Source organism: Pseudomonas sp. MF08831 (genome assembly GCF_059862645.1).
Map to the genome: position 1 here is coordinate 25,895 of NZ_JCBCUX010000025.1, position 17,865 is coordinate 43,759.

Annotated in this window: 9 protein-coding genes and 1 riboswitch; of the genes, 4 read left to right on the forward strand and 5 right to left on the reverse strand. The window is 62.6% G+C overall.

The window, feature by feature from the left end; translation table 11 throughout:
* The first annotated feature begins 54 nt into the window (after nucleotides 1–54).
* The gene (locus AC19YS_RS31385) at nucleotides 55–7,041 is read left to right on the forward strand and encodes an NEL-type E3 ubiquitin ligase domain-containing protein (RefSeq protein WP_500603497.1); all 6,987 of its coding nucleotides are present in this window, start codon (nucleotides 55–57) and stop codon (nucleotides 7,039–7,041) included.
* A 4-nt stretch (nucleotides 7,042–7,045) separates the two neighbouring features.
* Here the strand turns inward: AC19YS_RS31385 and metH are convergent, their stop codons facing one another.
* On the reverse strand, nucleotides 7,046–10,756 hold the full coding sequence (metH, locus tag AC19YS_RS31390; RefSeq protein ID WP_200625212.1) for a methionine synthase: 3,711 nt from the start codon (nucleotides 10,754–10,756) through the stop codon (nucleotides 7,046–7,048).
* Between the two features lie 165 nt (nucleotides 10,757–10,921).
* On the opposite strand from metH, the gene AC19YS_RS31395 reads away from it, so the two are divergent.
* The 3 genes from AC19YS_RS31395 to nfuA all read left to right on the forward strand — a co-directional run bounded on the left by AC19YS_RS31395 (nucleotide 10,922) and on the right by nfuA (nucleotide 14,959).
* A complete protein-coding gene (locus AC19YS_RS31395) occupies nucleotides 10,922–13,228 on the forward strand; it encodes a fatty acid cis/trans isomerase (RefSeq protein WP_500603498.1) in 2,307 nt (768 codons plus the stop codon).
* A 64-nt stretch (nucleotides 13,229–13,292) separates the two neighbouring features.
* Nucleotides 13,293–14,315, forward strand: coding sequence for an acyltransferase family protein (locus AC19YS_RS31400; RefSeq protein WP_106578732.1), 1,023 nt, complete (start codon nucleotides 13,293–13,295; stop codon nucleotides 14,313–14,315).
* Nucleotides 14,316–14,374: 59 nt separating this feature from the next.
* Nucleotides 14,375–14,959, forward strand: coding sequence for a Fe-S biogenesis protein NfuA (nfuA, locus tag AC19YS_RS31405; RefSeq protein ID WP_017136914.1), 585 nt, complete (start codon nucleotides 14,375–14,377; stop codon nucleotides 14,957–14,959).
* A gap of 210 nt (nucleotides 14,960–15,169) precedes the next feature.
* Here nfuA and cobM read toward each other — a convergent pair whose 3' ends face one another.
* From cobM to AC19YS_RS31425, 4 genes are all read right to left on the reverse strand, one after another.
* On the reverse strand, nucleotides 15,170–15,916 hold the full coding sequence (gene cobM, locus AC19YS_RS31410; RefSeq protein WP_200625214.1) for a precorrin-4 C(11)-methyltransferase: 747 nt from the start codon (nucleotides 15,914–15,916) through the stop codon (nucleotides 15,170–15,172).
* A gap of 69 nt (nucleotides 15,917–15,985) precedes the next feature.
* On the reverse strand, nucleotides 15,986–16,378 hold the full coding sequence (locus AC19YS_RS31415; protein ID WP_200625215.1) for a cobalamin biosynthesis protein: 393 nt from the start codon (nucleotides 16,376–16,378) through the stop codon (nucleotides 15,986–15,988).
* Nucleotides 16,375–17,082: a CbtA family protein gene (locus AC19YS_RS31420; RefSeq protein ID WP_124417153.1), complete on the reverse strand. Its 708-nt coding sequence runs from the start codon at nucleotides 17,080–17,082 to the stop codon at nucleotides 16,375–16,377. Before AC19YS_RS31420 ends, AC19YS_RS31415 begins: the two co-directional genes overlap by 4 nt.
* An 11-nt stretch (nucleotides 17,083–17,093) precedes the next feature.
* Nucleotides 17,094–17,282 carry a CbtB domain-containing protein gene (locus tag AC19YS_RS31425; protein WP_032875937.1) on the reverse strand — a complete coding sequence of 63 codons (189 nt, stop codon included), beginning with the start codon at nucleotides 17,280–17,282 and terminating at the stop codon, nucleotides 17,094–17,096.
* A 98-nt stretch (nucleotides 17,283–17,380) separates the two neighbouring features.
* Nucleotides 17,381–17,587: riboswitch (cobalamin riboswitch) on the reverse strand.
* Nucleotides 17,588–17,865 lie beyond the last annotated feature (278 nt).

The following is a 17,865-nucleotide window of genomic DNA, read 5'->3' on the forward strand; positions in this document are numbered from 1 at the left end:
GCCGCCAGCGTGATTTTCTGATGCTTCTTCAAGACGCATCAGGAATCGTCAAACATGCCCACCCCTTCACTTCATGCTCCGTTCATCAAGGCCCGTCTCCCCGGGTGGATCAAACACCTGACGGCGGCGGATATCGAGGCCCTCAACCGGGCGCGCGACCCGGTGCAGCGCTTCAAGCGCGGCTATCCCGAGGCGATTGCCGCCGCCAGCCCAGCAGTGCGCCAAGCCCTGGAAGACAGCGGCCGCCGGCGCCAGGCCTCCAGCCAGGCCCTGGCCGAAACGCTGAAAGACTTCAAAGGCCTCACTGAATTTGCCGAGCCGTTGCTGGCCGAGGCATTGCACAAGGCATTCGCCCAAACACCCGACGTCAACACCACCGCGCTGTTCCACCTGCGCGCGCCCAACCGGCTCGAACAGCATTCGCTGTTGCAAGCCGCGCTGCGCAACTTCGAAGACGGTGAGCGGTTTGATGAAACCGCGCTGCAGGAAACCAGTGCGCTGGCGCCGGCGGGGTCGCTGGACATCCTGGCGTACGATGAAAGCAACCGTTATCCGTTTGCGAAATGGCGTTACCGCCTGCGCGACAAGCTGTCGATCAAGCCTGCGGATTTCGCCAACCTGTGCCGCGAGCTGGACCTGGGTCAGCAATACCAGCAACACCTGAGCCGCGTGTTTGAGACGCCAGCCACTGCGGCGCAGGTGCGTCGGCAGATGATCGAGGCAAACAAGGACACGCTGCGGGTGCACGCCCACATCGCTCGCCTGCGCAACACCCTCAGCGCCACGGCCTACGCCACGTTGCTGGCGATACTCGATGCCCATCCCGCACCGACCCTGGATGGCAAGCCGGTGGCTTACAGCCAGTTGAGCCTGTTGGGGGCGCAGGTGAGCGAGGTGCTGATCATCGGCGCCAGCACACGCAAGCCGTTGCCGGGCATGGCGACGCTCATCGACGTTATCCTGCCGGCGGCCGAGCTGCTCAAACTCCGGGCTGGCGACAGTCGAGTCATCGTGTGGATCCCCGGTGATCCGCGCAACCCAGTCAGGGAATACGCATCGCTCAAGGCGTTCACCACGCAGTTGGCGCTCAACTTGCGCTCGGTGGGTTACCAGCGGTTTTTTACCGGCTTCTTGTCCCAGGATGAAGCGCAGACGTTCCTTCGGCGGCTTAAAAGCCAACTGAAAACGATGCGCTGGAACCCGAACCCGGTGCCACCAGGGCCCCATTACAACCCTGCGGCCTATGCCCACGGGATGTACGAGGAAGTCTGGAACGACAGCGTCAAGCTGCAGCCCGAGGAGACGTTCATCAGCGCCGAGGTATTCGGTCACCTGTACGAATGCCACCTTGCGCGCCTCAGGTCCAACGCGAAGTTGCTGGCGGTACCCACCGCGCAAGTCGATCACGACGCCTGGGTCAATCGCCTCAAGCACTGGGCCGAATGGGGCCTGAACCTAGTCAATGTCGCGGCGTTTTTGGTGCCGGGGCTGGGCGAAGTGATGATGGCCGTCACCGCCGTACAGCTCGGCTATGAGGTTTATCAAGGCGTGCAAGCGTGGAACGCTGGCGACAGGGAAGAGGCCTGGGCGCATCTGGCCTCGGTGATGCAGAACGTCGCGTTCATGGCCGCGCTGGGTGCCGTGGCGGGCAGGGCGCCGCCGATTATGCCGTCGCGCTTTGTCAACGGCATGAGCCGGGTGGTCACGCCGTTCGGCAAACTGCGCTTGTGGCATCCCGACCTTGCGGCCTACAAAAGCAGCGTCTCGCTCAAGGGGCTTGAACCCAACGCAATGGGGCAATACCCGGTAGCAGGCAAAACCTACATTGCGCTGGAGGGCAATGTTTACGAAAAGACTTTCGACCCGCTGCGCAAGCAATGGCGGATCAAGCACCCGACTGAAATCGACGCCTATCAGCCGGTTGTGCAACACAACGGGCACGGTGCCTGGCGGCACACGCTGGAGCGGCCGTTGGCATGGCGTCGCAGCACGTTGCTGCGCCGCTGCGGACTGCACATGGAGCCATTTTCCGATGCGCAACTGGAACAGATCGCCGACGTCTGCGGGATCAGTGATGATCAATTGCGCAAGCTGCACATGGATCAACAGGCGCCGCCGCCAGAGTTGTTGGAGGTGGCGCGGTTATTCGAGGCAGACCGTCAGGCGGACGAGGTAATTAAACAAATCCGCGAAGGCGCCTGCCTGGAGGGCCTCTGCCAGTTCATGGTGCCGCTGGCCGTGGACATGCCGGGCTGGCCGGTCGAGGAGGTGGTGGAGGTGTTCAGCGGCCCCGAACCCTGGGGCGCTTCCCAGCGGTTCGGCGCAGAGTCGCCGGGCAGCGCAAGGCCCACGATCAAGATGACCCAGGCGCAAGTCGATGCCGGGCAATTGCCGGCGCACGTGCTGGCCGCCCTCAACGAAGCGCAAATCAGCCGTTTGCTCGGCCGCGAAAGCATGCCGGCCGGCGCCGATCCGGTACAGGTGTTCAGAGAGCGTCTGGCCGATCAGGCGCAGGCTCGCAAGAAGGCCCTGTTCGACAGCCTCCTGAGCCGACGAGCGCCGCCAGAGGCGGATATTCGCGCGCTGCAGCGCAGTTTTACGTCGCTGTCGCCAGAAGCCGCGCAGCGGGTGCTGGCCAGTGCCAGCGCTGCCGAGTTGAGCCAACTGCGCAGCAGCGGCCGGGTGCCCCTGCGCCTGGCCAAAGCCATTCGCGAGCACCTGCATCGGGGCAGTGTGAGCCGCGCCTTGGCAGGCGTGTACCGCGACAACCTGGCCTCTGCGGCCAGTGACCGTGTGGCGCTGCACAGCCTCGAGCAACTGCCCGGTTGGTCGCCGGCTATACGCATAGAAGAACGGTCCCTCGGCATCAACGGGCCGCTGGTGGACAGCATCGGCACTGAGCAGGCCGCAACGCGGTATTACCTGATCAAGGCGGGGGAGAGTTTTCGCCTGCTGGATGCCGAGGGCAGGGCACTCAATAGCCTTCCCCGGTACGGTCGCAATCTGTTTGAGTCGCTGCTGCACGCGCTGCCCGAGACGCTACGCGCGTCCTTACAGGGCGAGCCGGCTGAGGCGTTGCGCAAACACGTGGCGGACTACGCGTGCAGCCACCGCGAGGCCATGTCGCGCATCCTCAAGCGCGAGCCGCTCACACCCGGCGCCGGTCGCCGGGTCCGAAGCCCGACCGGTCAACTGGGTTACGCGGCCAGCGGTGATGCGGTGGGGTTTGCCGACGAGCCGTTGGTTGCCAGGGTGCGGGACATTTATCCCAATCTGGATGATCAGCAGGCGTTGCAGTTCGTCAGGAGTCGACTGCTTGCCGGTGACTCCGACCAGCAGGTGTTTCACCTGTTGGAGAACCGGCGCAGGGAGTTCGAGGGCTTGCGCGCAGCGCTGGACACCTGGGTCGAGGGCGACGTGCCTGCGTATCCTCGTGGGGCCAACTGGCCAACCCGACGCGATATCGCCGAGCGGCTCATTGCCGGCTGGAGAAACGGTTTGTACCGCGGGCAAGCTCCGTTGTTCGAGCTCAATCTGTTGGGCACCGAGCCGTTGCCGACCTGGGCTGCCGATTTTTCCCATGTGCGCAAGCTGCGAATCAACAGTTCACAGCTCGCCGCAGGTGCGCTTTTCGAACAGTTTGGCGCGCTTGAAGCCCTCGATGTTTTCATTGACTCAGCCAACATGGCTGCATTTGCCGACGCGCTGCCGGGCCTCACCCGCATCACTGAGCTCAAGCTCGAACTGCCGACGTTTTTCGGTGAGTATTCGCCGGCATTGACCCAGGCCCTTCAAGGCATGAACCAGCTGGAGCAGTTGCACCTGACCGGCAGTCTTCCGGCCCTGGATTACCGTGCGCTGCCACGTTTGCGTACACTGCGGCTGGCCGGCAACCTGCGTGAATGGCCGGCAGGGCTGCTGGCGCTTGAGGCGCTTGAATCGGCGGACCTGACCGGTGTGCAGATCGCCTCACTGCCCGATGAACTGTTCACGGGGCATGAGCGTTTGTGGCGCCGCTTGAGGTTGAACTGGAAGGCGCTGGAACCGCAGGCGTTCCGGAAGGCGTTTGACTACGTGCAGGGCAATCCGGCGCACCTGGTGGACGAGCCCTACATCGTCGCGCAGCACTGTGAGCGGCGCCTTGAGGCGCTGGTGCCGCACGTACCGGCCTTCGCGGCCAATGCACTCGCCGCGTTCAGCGAGGATGGCCTGGCGGGCCGTGCGTTGCTGGATAAAGTCGAGGCGCTGCACGCGGAGTATCGCGCCTGGGATGCGCCACTGGTTGAATGGCAGAGCCGCGATGGGGTGCGCGTCGAGGGCGAGCAGATGCCCTCCCATCATCGCCAGACGCTGGCGGACAGGCTGCGCGTGTGCTGGCGTGACGCTTTGGCTGCCCGGTACGCGGCCCGCGAGCCGCTGGCGGGTCCGTCGCGAGGCCGTGGCGAGCCGATGAGAGAAACGTTGGACTTGCGCGAATACGGTGCGCCGGGCGATTTACCGGCGCTGGGCGATACGGTGTTCCCGCAGATCCGGCGTTTGATCCTGGCCGGCGCAAAGCTCACGGCGGCACAGGTGAATGCATTCGTGGGCCGGTTTGCGCAGCTGCGCGAACTGGACCTGAGTCACAACCGCCTGACCGAGCTGCCTCAGGCCCTTGAGACGCTGGAGCACCTGAGCGACCTGAATCTTTGTGGCAACGAACTGACGATCACCACGCCTACCCAGACGCGGCTCAACCGCCTCCAGGCGCTGCGACGGCTGGACTTGTCGATGAACCGCGTCGGCCGGCTGAGCGTCACCTCGCTGACAGAACTGGTGTCGCTGAACCTGGGGCAGACCGCGATCCTCGACTGGCCCGAGGGCGTGCTGAACCTGCCGCGCCTGGGGTTTCTCGACCTCAGCCACAGTGCGGTCACCGGCATTCCCGAGGCGGCGCTGGCGGGGCACGATGCGCTGCTGGCCGGTACCACCTTGCGTGGTTGCCGCTTGAGCCCGGCGGCGCTGGCCGTGGCGCAGGCTTTTGCCCGCCGCACCAGCGCCGGAAAACCCATGGCGAGCATGTTTGTCAGGCCGTTCGGGATTGATCGAAACGTGCTGGCAGCCGGCATGACCGGCGGCGATCCCCTGTTCTTCCCGGTCGAGGTGTCGCAGCAACCGGACCTGATAGTGCCGCTGGCATTGGCGCCAAAAGCCACCGAGGCGTCGCTGACCTCGGCCGAGCGCTTGCAGCGCCTGGATCCACAGCTGGATGCCACCCAGGCCGGCAAGCAAATCGACACATGGCTGGCGCAGGACGTCAGTGCCACGCAGATCGAAACGGCGCTGCGCCAATGGCAGGCGCAGCACACCCAGATGATCGAGCGGTTGAACGGCTGGATTGACAGGCCAGCCGTGCGCAACCGTAACGAGTGGGTGAACGCGACCGACCGCCGGCGCGCCGCTGATCGGCTGCTGGCCTGCTGGCGAGAGACGCTGAGCGACGTGCGGGGCATCGAGACACCCGCCAGTGACGCTGCGCTGGACTTGAGCGGCCTGATCCTCGGTGACCTGCCGGCGCTGCCGGTTACCTTCAACCATGTGCGGGCGCTGGACCTGAGCGGTGTACGCCTTACGGTCGCCTCGAACGATTTTTTACGCGCCTTTGCGCGCGTGAACCGCCTGATGCTCAACGGCAACCGCATGGGCACGCTGCCCGAGGCCGTAACGCAGATGGCAGACCTGACCGAGCTGGGCATTAACGACAACGCGCTGGCGGCCAACGTGCCGTTGCAGCGCCAACTGCGTGACTTGCCGCGCCTGCAAGTGTTGGACGTGGGGCGCAACGCCCTGAGTACCTTCGACCTCACCGGTCTCGACCGCCTGCAAAGCCTGGATCTGAGTCGCAACCGGCTGTCTGAATGGCCCACCGGCGCATTGGAAGCTCCCGCGCTGACCCGTCTCGATCTCAGGAGCAACTACCCGATAGCCGTCATCCCTGCCGAGGCATTTGAGCCACAACATGCTGCCTTGATGGCCGGTACCGATCTGTCCGACAACCTGCTGCTGGAGGAAGCGTTCATCCGCCTGCGCGAGTATCAACGCGAAACCGGGCGTGGGCTGGGTTTCAGTGCCGAGGAAATTGACGATCAACTGGCGGGGTATGGGGCCGAGTCCGATGACGAACATCCTGACGTTCACCCAGAGCTTGAGCCTGCAGATGTGCAAAAGGCACGCTGGTTTGCCGGCGTGGCCCTCGACTCGGAAAAACACAGGATATGGGACACGGTGATCGCCCGGGACGACAGCGGTGATTTCTCCAACATTCTGGCGCAACTGCGTAATACCCGAGACTTCGAACTCGACCGCGCCGACCTGGCCGGGCGGGTTTGGCAAGTGCTGGAGGCGGCCTATGGCGATGCAGCCTTGTGCGAGCGGCTGATGGGCATCGCGCGTGCTTCCAGGCTTGCGGTGACCTGTGGGGATGGGCGCATGCTGTTGTTCAACGCGCTGGAAGTCGAAGTCTATGAGTTCAATGCCCTGCGTGCCATCGACCCCACCGACAAGGGGCGCGCCCTGTTGAACCTGTCCAGAGGCTTATTCCGCCTGGACCAGCTGGAGGAAGTGGCGAGCGTGCGGATTCGCGAAAACCCGGGCACCGACCCGGCCGAAATACGCCTGGCCTATCGTATCGGCCTGGCCCGGCGCCTGGCTTTGCCCAGGCAACCTGCAAGCATGCTTTACGAAGGTCTTTCCGGAGTACGGCCAGTCGACCTGGAGGCGGCCTATACGACGATCATGGCCCGCGAACAGACATCGCTGTTCATCGAGCAACTGACGGCGCGCACGTACTGGGTCGATTATCTGCAGCAGCAGTACCCGGACGCGTTCGCCCGGCTGCAGCAGACGCTGGCGGACAGCGCCTCGGCGCTGGAGGATCGCTACCCCGACATGAATTCGGCGTACCTCCAGCAGATGGAGGCGTTGCAGAAGGCCAACAAGGTGCAGCGCCAGGCCTTGATAAACGTGCTGTCAGCGCGGGAGATCGCCGCGCTGAGCCATTAGCCGATCAGTTGTCGTAACCCAGGTTCGGCGCCAGCCAGCGCTCAGTCACGGCCAGGTCCTGGCCTTTGCGCGCGGTGTAGCTCGCGACCTGGTCCTTGTCGACCTTGCCCACGGCAAAGTACTGCGCCTGTGGATGGGCGAAGTACCAGCCACTGACCGCCGCCGCCGGGAACATCGCGTAGTGCTCGGTGAGGAACACGCCGCTGCGCCCGGCGTGCATTTCGCGCGCCTCGGGGTCCAGCAGTTGGAACAACTGGGCCTTCTCGGTGTGATCAGGGCACGCCGGGTAGCCGGGAGCAGGGCGGATGCCGCTGTATTGCTCCTTGATGAGCGCTTCGTTGTCCAGTTGCTCGTCCTTGGCGTAACCCCAGTGCTCTTTACGCACTTGCTGGTGCAGCCACTCGGCGCAGGCTTCGGCCAGGCGGTCGGCCAGGGCCTTGACCATGATCGAGTTGTAGTCGTCGCCCGCGTCCTGATAGGCCTTGGCGACTTCTTCTGCGCCGATGCCGGCGGTGGTGATGAAACCACCGATGTAGTCGGTCACGCCGCTGTCTTTTGGCGCCACGAAGTCGGCCAGGGAGAAGTTCGGCTTGCCGTCGGTCTTGATGATCTGCTGGCGCAGGTGATGCAGCCTGGCAATCGGCTGGCCATCGTCGCCGTAGACTTCCAGGTCATCGTCCTGCACCTGGTTGGTCGGCCAGAAACCGAATACCGCGCGGGCGCTGATGAGTTTTTCGTCGATCAGCTTCTTGAGCATTTCCTGGGCATCGGCGTAGAGCGCGGTGGCCGCTTCACCGACCACTTCGTCTTCGAGGATGCGCGGAAACTTGCCGGCCAGGTCCCAGGAGATAAAGAACGGCGTCCAGTCGATGTACTCGGCCAGCACCTTGAGATCGATATTGTCCAGCACCTTGGCGCCGGTAAAAGTCGGCTTCACCGGGGTATAGGTACTCCAGTCGAACTGCGGCTTCTTGGCGATGGCCGCCGGGTAGCTCAGGCGCTCGGTGCGGGCGCTGCGGTTAGACGTACGCTCGCGCACGTCGATGTATTCCAGGCGGGTTTTCTCGACGAAGCCGGCCTTCAGCTCCTTGGACAGCAATTGCGTGGCCACGCCCACTGCGCGCGAAGCGTCGGTGACGTAGATCACCGCGTCGTTGCTGTACTTGGGCTCGATCTTGACCGCCGTGTGGGCCTTGGAGGTGGTGGCGCCACCGATCATCAGCGGCAGGTGGAAGTCCTGGCGCTGCATCTCGCGGGCCACGTGAACCATCTCATCCAGCGACGGCGTGATCAGCCCGGACAGGCCGATGATGTCGCACTTCTGCTCCTTGGCCACCTGCAGGATCTTCTCCGCCGGCACCATCACGCCCAGGTCGACAATGTCATAGCCGTTGCAACCGAGCACCACGCCGACAATGTTCTTGCCGATGTCGTGCACGTCGCCCTTCACCGTGGCCATCAGGATCTTGCCCTTGGCTTCCGGTTTGTCGCCTTTTTCCAGCTCGATAAACGGAATCAAGTGGGCCACGGCCTGCTTCATCACCCGGGCCGATTTCACCACCTGGGGCAGGAACATTTTGCCGGCGCCGAACAGGTCGCCGACGATGTTCATGCCGGACATCAGCGGGCCTTCGATCACTTCGATCGGGCGCGCGAACGACTGGCGCGATTCTTCGGTGTCTTCAACGATGTGCGTGGTGATGCCTTTGACCAGCGCGTGTTCCAGGCGCTTGTTGACGTCCCAGCCACGCCATTCTTCGGTCTCGGCCTCTTTGACGCTGCCGTCGCCCTTGTACTTGTCGGCGATGGCCAGCAGGGCGTCAGTGCCTTCCGGCGTGCGGTTGAGCACCACGTCTTCTACCGCATCGCGCAGCTCGGCCGGGATCTGGTCGTAGATCTCCAGCTGGCCGGCGTTGACGATACCCATGCTCAGGCCGTTGCGGATCGCATACAGCAAAAACACCGAGTGAATCGCCTCACGCACCGGGTTGTTGCCGCGGAACGAGAACGACACGTTGGACACGCCACCCGAGGTCAGCGCATACGGCAGCTCGTCGCGGATGTAGGCGCAGGCGTTGATGAAGTCGACGGCGTAGTTGTTGTGCTCCTCGATACCGGTGGCGACCGCGAAGATGTTCGGGTCGAAGATGATGTCTTCCGGCGGGAAGCCGACGTCATTGACCAGGATGTCGTAGGAGCGTTTGCAGATTTCTTTCTTGCGCGCTTCGGTGTCGGCCTGGCCGGCTTCGTCGAAGGCCATCACCACCACCGCGGCGCCATAACGCTTGCACAGTTTGGCGTGGTGAATGAACTGCTCGACGCCTTCCTTCATGCTGATGGAGTTGACGATGCCCTTGCCCTGGATGCACTTGAGGCCGGCTTCGATCACTTCCCACTTGGAGGAGTCGATCATGATCGGTACGCGAGAGATGTCCGGCTCGCCGGCAATCAGATTGAGGAAGGTCACCATGGCCTTCTTCGAATCGAGCATGCCCTCGTCCATGTTGATGTCGATCACCTGGGCGCCGGCTTCCACCTGCTGCAGGGCGACTTCCAGGGCTTCGGTGTAGTTGTCTTCACGAATCAACCGGGCGAAGCGTGCAGAGCCGGTGATGTTGGTGCGCTCGCCGACGTTGACGAACAACGAGCTGCGATCAATAGTGAACGGCTCCAGGCCCGACAAGCGGCACGCCTTGGGAATGTCCGGGATCGGGCGCGGCGCGTAGCCGGCCACAGCTTTGGCGATGGCTTCAATGTGGCCTGGCGTGGTACCGCAGCAGCCGCCGACGATGTTCAGGAAGCCGCTCTGGGCGAACTCTTCGATGACCTTGGCGGTTTGCGACGGCAACTCGTCATATTCGCCGAATTCGTTGGGCAGGCCGGCGTTCGGGTGCGCCGAGACGTGGGTGTTGGCCTTGTTCGACAGCTCTTCCAGGTACGGACGCAACTCGCTCGCACCCAATGCACAGTTCAGGCCCACGGACAGCGGCTTGGCGTGGCTGACGGAGTTCCAGAACGCTTCGGTGGTCTGGCCCGACAGGGTACGGCCGGAGGCGTCGGTGATGGTGCCGGAGATCATGATCGGCAGTTCGACGTTCAGTTCCTCGAACACGCCTTGCACGGCGAAGATCGCGGCCTTGGCGTTGAGGGTGTCGAAAATGGTTTCGATCAGGATCAGGTCGGCGCCGCCCTCGATCAGGCCCTTGGTGGCTTCGGTGTAGTTTTCCACCAGCTCATCGAAGGTCACGTTGCGGTAGCCAGGGTTGTTCACATCGGGCGACAGCGAGCAGGTACGGCTGGTCGGGCCAAGCACACCGGCGACAAAACGCGGCTTGGCCGGGTTTTCCAGGGTTTTGGCGTCGGCGATCTTGCGTGCCAGTCGCGCGCCTTCTACGTTTAATTCGTAGGCCAGTTCCTCCATGCCGTAATCGGCCATGGAAATACGCGTGGCGTTGAAGGTGTTGGTTTCCAGAATGTCGGCACCGGCATCCAGGTAGGCCTTTTCGATGCCGCCGATCACGTCGGGGCGGGTGAGCACCAGCAGGTCGTTGTTGCCCTTGACGTCACTCGGCCAATCGGCAAAGCGTTTGCCGCGGTAGTCGTTTTCCTCAAGCTTGTAGCTCTGGATCATCGTGCCCATGCCGCCGTCGAGGATCAGGATGCGTTCCTTGAGGGCTTGGTGAAGGGCTTGCAGACGAGCACTACGATCGGACATGGGACTACTCTGGTCAGGCATTTCGGAGGGCGTGAATCATAACAAACCTGTGCCGATTTAGAGCATGTCCAGATTTTGCATGAATATCGTTCATGTTGGCGGGTAGCATGGCCCGGTAGACTGCTGGCACTTTTATATCGCACGCATTGAATCGGGATCGGATACATGTCACTTCGCCTCATCATCAGCGCCGTTCTGGCCTTGATAGCCAGCTACGCTCAGGCACAGGCCTTACCGGTCAACAGTCCCGCCCCGGCGATCTCTTATACCCGCGACGTCCAACCGATCTTCACCGAGAAGTGCGTGGCCTGCCACGCCTGTTACGACTCAGCCTGCCAGCTCAACCTGGGCAGTGCCGAGGGCGCTGCGCGCGGCGCGACCAAAATGCCGGTCTACGACGGCGAACGCAGCCAGGCCGCACCGACCACCCGTTTGTTCTCAGACGCCTTCGGCAAGCAGGCCTGGCAGCAGAAGGGCTTTTACTCGGTGCTGGACGCCCAGGGCAGCCAGGCCGCGTTGATGGCGCGCATGCTGGAGCTGGGTCATAACGCGCCACTTGAACCCAATGCCAAACTGCCCGACGAGATCATGCTGGGCCTGAACCGCCAGAACCTGTGCGCCATGCCCGGCGAGTTCAATGCCTACGCCGGCGCGCATCCCAAGGAAGGCATGCCGCTGGCCGTCACCGGCCTGACCGACCAGCAATACCAGACGCTGCAGCGCTGGCTGGCCTCCGGCGCCCCGATTGATGACCAAGGCCTGGCGCCCAGCGCCAGGGAAGCCTTGCAGGTGCAGCAGTGGGAAAACCTGTTCAACCAGCCCGGCGCCCGCGAAAGCCTGGTGGCGCGCTGGTTGTATGAGCATTTGTTCCTGGCGCACATTTACTTCGAGAACGGCGAGCCGGGGCATTTCTTCCAGTGGGTGCGCTCACGCACGCCGAGCGGCCAGCCGATTGATCTGATCGCCACCCGTCGCCCCAACGATGATCCAGGCACCAACGTTTATTACCGCCTCTGGCCGGTGCAGGGCGTGATCGTGCACAAAACGCACATCACTTACCCGTTCAGCGCGGCGAAAATGGCGCGCATCAAAGCGCTGTTCTACGCCGGTGACTGGCAGGTCAACGCCTTGCCGGGCTATGGTCCGGGGCGCCGGGCCAACCCGTTCGAAACCTTTGAGGCAATTCCGGCCAAGGCGCGTTACCAGTTCATGCTCGATAACGCCGAATACTTCGTGCGCACCTTTATTCGCGGGCCGGTGTGCCGTGGGCAGATCGCCACGGACGTGATTCGCGATAATTTCTGGGCCCTGTTCCAGGACCCGGACCACGACCTGTACATCACCGATGCGCGTTATCGCGGCCAGGCCACGCCATTGCTGGCGATGCCGGGGCAGAACGACGACGTGGGCAGCGTGCTCGGCCTGTGGCTGGCCTATCGCGACAAGCGTAACCACTACGAGGCCTTGCGCCGTGACAGCTACGCAGACTTGCCGCCGCCGAGTTGGTCGACCCTGTGGGCGGGTAACGACAATGCCTTGTTGAGCATTTTCCGCCATTTCGACAGTGCCTCGGTGACCAAGGGCCTGATCGGCGAAGTGCCGCAAACGATGTGGTTGTTCGATTACCCGTTGCTGGAACGCACTTATTACCAGTTGGCGGTGAACTTCGATGTGTTCGGCAACGTGTCGCACCAGGCCCAGACCCGGCTGTACTTCGACCTGATCCGCAATGGCGCCGAGCAGAACTTCCTGCGTCTGATGCCGGCGGATACCCGCGATGATTTTATGGACGATTGGTACCAGAACAGCGGCAAGCTCAAGCTGTGGCTGGACTATGAAGCGATTGATGATGACAAGCCGAGCGGTTTGCACCTGGATGAAAAGGACCCGAAGCGCGATTTTGCCAAGCAGTTGCTGACGCGTTATGGCTATTTGAATGCCAGCCCGGATCCGATCAACCGCTGCACCAGTGCCTATTGCTCGCGCGACGGCATTGAGCCGGCGTTGCAGGCTGCGGAGCAGGCGCTCAGTCGCCTGACGTCGAGGCCGGCGGCGGGGCTCAAGGTGATTGATCAATTGCCCGAGGCGAGCCTGCTGCGGATCGAAACGGCCAGTGGCAAACGCGAGTTCTACAGCATGCTGCGCAACCGGGCGCACAGTAATGTGGCGTTCCTGTTGGGTGAGGCTTATCGCTATCAACCGGGCCTGGACACTGTGACCATCTACCCCGGTGTGCTCAGCAGCTACCCGAACTTCATCTTCAATATCCCCGCGCAGGAAGTGCCGGAGTTTGTGGCGGCAATGGAAAATGCCAGGGACGCCAAGCGCTTCGAGAAGATCGTCGATCGCTGGGGCGTGCGCCGCAGCCATCCGCTGTTCTGGCAGTATTTCCATGACGCGTCGCGGTACATCCGCGAAACCACGCCGGTGGAAGAAGGCGTGCTGGACATGAACCGCTACGAGAATCTTTGATCGACCTTTGACCGTCCGCCATGGTCCCAACTTCATCTAGATGAGTTGGGAAGGGCGGCAAACAATGTTGATCTCGGTACAGGCGTTGCGCGCGCTGGCGGCCTGGACGGTGGTAGGGCACCACTTCATGCAGATTTTCTTCGGTTTCAAGGCCGACACGGCCTTGGGAAGGTTATTTGTCGAAAAGGGCGCCGCGGGCGTGGACGTGTTTTTTGTCATCAGCGGCCTGGTGATTTTCCTGTCTACCCAGGACAAGGACCTGCCGCCCTGGCGTTTCCTGTTGTACCGTTTGCTGCGCATCGTGCCGGCCTACTGGTTCTACACGCTGCTGATGGCATTACTGGTGGTGGTCGCCCGGCCAATGCTGCCGGACCAGAGCGTCGATGCCGCCCATGTGTTGATGTCGCTGTTGTTTATTCCTTCGCAAAACCCCGGCGGTTATGGCGTGTACCCGACCCTTAACGTCGGTTGGACGCTGAACTACGAGATGCTTTTTTACCTGCTGTTTGCCTGGGCCTTGCTGTTCCGTCGGCAATGGCGACTGCTGGTGGTGGCGGCGTTGCTGTTTGCGGTCTGCGAGGCCTGGACCTCGTTTGGCTGGATCAGTGAGTTCTATCGCTCGGACATTGTCGTCGAATTTCTGATGGGCATCGGCATCGGCATGCTCTACCGCAAGGGCTGGATTCGCCCGGGGTTATGGCTGCCGCTGCTGGGAATCGTCGCAGCGCTGCTGGCGATCTATCATTGGCCGGCCTCGCCCCGCGCCTTGACCTGGGGCCTGCCCAGCGCGGTGTTGGTGGTGGCGTGCGTGGCGCTTGAGCGATTCTTCGTCAACTATCGTCTGTTTAAGGTGCTCGGGGACTGCTCCTATTCGGTGTATTTGCTGCACGTGCTGGTGCTTTCGGCCGGCGGTTATCTGGCCCAGCGTTACGCCCTGAACCCTTATGCCGTGCTGGCCGTGTGCGTGGTGATCATCGGCCTGAGCGCCATGGGCAGCTACCGATGGCTGGAGCAGGGCAGTTATCGCGTGCTCAAAGGTTGGTTTGATGGCGACGAGCGGTCGAATTTATCCCGACAAAAACACTAGGACTTTGTACCTCTGTAATGATTTGGCGTAAACTGCCCGCAAGCCTGTGAGGAGTTTCCATGACTGCCATAACCATTACCGACGCCGCCCACGATTACCTGGCCGACCTGCTGTCCAAGCAGAACACCCCAGGTATCGGCATCCGCGTCTTTATCACCCAGCCCGGCACCCAATACGCCGAGACTTGCATCGCCTACTGCAAGCCCGGAGAAGAGAAACCTGAAGACACCGCCCTGGGGCTGAAAAGCTTCACCGCGTACATCGACAACTTCAGCGAAGCCTTCCTCGATGACGCCGTGGTCGACTACGCCACCGACCGCATGGGCGGCCAGTTGACCATCAAGGCGCCCAACGCCAAGGTGCCGAATGTCAACGCTGACAGCCCGGTCAACGAGCGCATCAACTACTACCTGCAAACCGAGATCAACCCGGGGCTGGCCAGCCACGGCGGTCAGGTCAGCCTGATTGATGTCGTCGAAGACGGCATTGCCGTACTCAAGTTCGGCGGCGGTTGCCAGGGCTGCGGCCAGGCAGACGTGACCTTGCGTGAAGGCATCGAGCGCACCTTGCTCGAGCGCATTCCCGAGCTCAAGGGCGTACGCGACGTCACCGACCACACGCAGAAAGAAAACGCCTACTACTGAGTAAGGTGTTCGCTGCGAACAAAAAAGCGGCGCCCCGTGAGCGCCGTTTTTTTATGCTTAAAATTCAGCGACTTGCGCGGTATTCCTACCAAAGAAGATTAGCTGTGGGAGCGGGCGTGCTCGCGAATGCGGTGTATCAGTCAGTACATCTGCAACTGACCCACCGTCTTCGCGAGCAAGCCCGCTCCCACATTGTTTGAGCGCATTGCTTCAGGGCCGATAGAGGTGCGCGTGGCCTGCACGGTACAGCGAGGATTCACTGAAGCTGTCATTCGCCAGCACCCGCCCGACCACAATCAGTGCCGTACGCCGAAAGCCTTTAGCTGCCACTTTCTCGGCAATATCACTCAGCGTACCCACCACCCAATCCTGATCTGGCCACGTCGCCCGGTGCACCACGGCAATCGGGCAGTCTGCGCCGTAATGCGGCAGCAGCTCGGCGACGATCTTGGCCAGATGATTAACCCCCAAGTGAATCGCCATGGTCGTGCCGTGGCGCGCCAGGCTGTCGAAGTCTTCACCGGCCGGCATGCTGGTTTTATCCGCATAGCGCGTCAGGATCACGCTTTGCGCGATATCCGGCAGGGTCAACTCCGTCTCCAGCAACGCCGCACACGCCGCCACCGCCGTAACGCCCGGGATGATCTGGAACGGTATGCCCAACTCGCGCAAGCAGCGAATCTGCTCGCCAATCGCCCCGTACAGGCTGGGGTCGCCGGAGTGCACGCGCGCCACATCCTGGCCCTTGGCATGGGCAGCCTTGATCAGGTCGATGATCTGTTCCAGGTGCAATTCGGCGCTGTTGATCACCTGTGCCGCCTGGTGACCTTCCAACACCGCCGCTGGCACCAGTGAGCCGGCATAGATGATCACCGGGCAACTGCGGATCAACCGTTGGCCTTTGACGGTAATCAATTCCGGGTCGCCGGGGCCTGCGCCGATGAAGTAGACGGTCATGGGAATTCCTGTTGAAAAACGGGCGAGCATGAAGATTGCTCATGATCGAGAAGGGCAATTATCGGGTTTTTAGTCGGCGCAGGCCAATGCAAAGGTGGCCTGAGCGACTTTTTTGCGCGTGATCAGCAGGTGGGCGGGGCGGTGGGAGAGCTGTTCAGCCAAGGCCAGGGCGGCACTTTCGGCGATGCCGTAACAGCCGGTATGGGCAAACGCGACCGCCGATCTGTGACTGAGGCGCGGTTCAAGCACCGCCAATTGCGTTGCGCTGAAACACCGCAACGGCAGGTTCAACATGTGCGCCAGGGCAAGCAGCCCCGGTTCATCCCGCTTGCGGTCGATACTGGCCAGCGCGGTGATGCGCTGGCGCTCGATACCGCCCTCGGCCAGGGCGGCGTCAAACAGGCCGAGCAGGGTGTGAACATCGCACCCGCGCTGGCAACCCAGCCCGACCACCAGCGTCATGCCGAGTATTGATCGTCGCGGTTGCGGCGAAACAGCCAGGCGCTGATCAGACCCAGTGCCAGCCAGAACGCGACGTTGGTCAGTTGCGAGGCGATCTTGAACTGGGCTTCCAACGCTTCTGGAGCCAGCATCGAATGCACTTCAGGTTGCGGTGCGCCGATCACATGCGGCACGGCCAGGATCGCCACACCCAGCCCTTTGAGCAGCCAATTGCGACCAAACACCAGCAGCGCGATACCCGCAGCCGTGGACGCCGCCGTGCCGATCCACCAGATCTGCCGCTGCGCCAGGTCGGCGGCAGCGGTGCCCGGCAACTCCGGTGGCAGGCCCAGGGTGGGCGCCAGTACAAACGTCGCGTAACCGGCCAAGCCCCACAGCAGCCCTTGAGCGGTGCGGGTTGGCGCGCGCAAGGTGTAAAGACCGGCCAGCATCAATGCGAAACCGACCGCAACCACCAAGTTACCGCCAGTGGTGGACAGCACGCGTTGCCAGCCGTTTTCCGGCTCCCAGGCTTCGGCGTCGTGGGTGTGAGCCGCGGCGCCTTCAGCGTGCACATGGGGCACGACTTCGGCAGCGGCCGGGGCGTTTTCAAAGGTTTCCGCCTGCAGAATCAGCGGGGCGACCCAGAAGCTTTGCAGCAGGGTCAGCAGCAGGGCGGCGAGCAAGCCGGTGAAGCCTGCGGTTTGGGCGATGCGCTTGATCATGTCGGCAGGTCTCAGTGGCACGGGAACGCGGCGCTGTGGCGGGTATCGTGGGCAGCGTTGTGCACCGCCTCGATATGCGAGAAACCGGCGAAATACACCAGGCACGCGCCGAGGATCGACGCACCGATGGCGGCGGTCAGGCGTTGGCTCAGGGTGGCGGTGCTACTGGCGGAGTGCGAGGTGCTGCTGATGATCGACATGGGCGCGTCCCTTCGGGTTTCGGGGTGAAACGAGCGCATGAAAACCCTGCGAGCCGGGCACGCAGGGTTCTGAACAGCGCCCGCCCACCGCGGGTTTGTTATCTGAATTTTTTCGGGCCGGTCTCCGGGCTTGCGAGGGACGCTGGGTCTAAAAAGCATCGCCTTCCCATGCTGTACAGGCACAGTGGTTATGATGCTTCGCTCGCTTACCGTTGCGGGGGCAGCACCGGACTTCTTATGCGCAGGCATAAGTCACCGGTTTCCCGTTTCACCCTGTGAAGGGCACCCGAAACAAGGTGTGTAGGAGAGCATGGGGGTGGGAGGGGAGTCAAATGGGATGTTTGGTGTACATATCCGTTGCTGCGGTAACGGCCACTTAGGGTTCCGCTCTTACAGCGGGTCACTTTTGGCAAACGCCCGGAATGCCGGCCCAGCCAAAAGTAACCAAAAGGTCTTTGCCCCACCACTCGGTGCCTCGCCTAGGCTCGGCATGCCCTCACTCCGGCTTGAATCCGTGGGCCGCCGCGACGGGCCATCCATGGCCCAACGCGGCTAACCCGGCGTCCTGCCGGGTTACCCACGG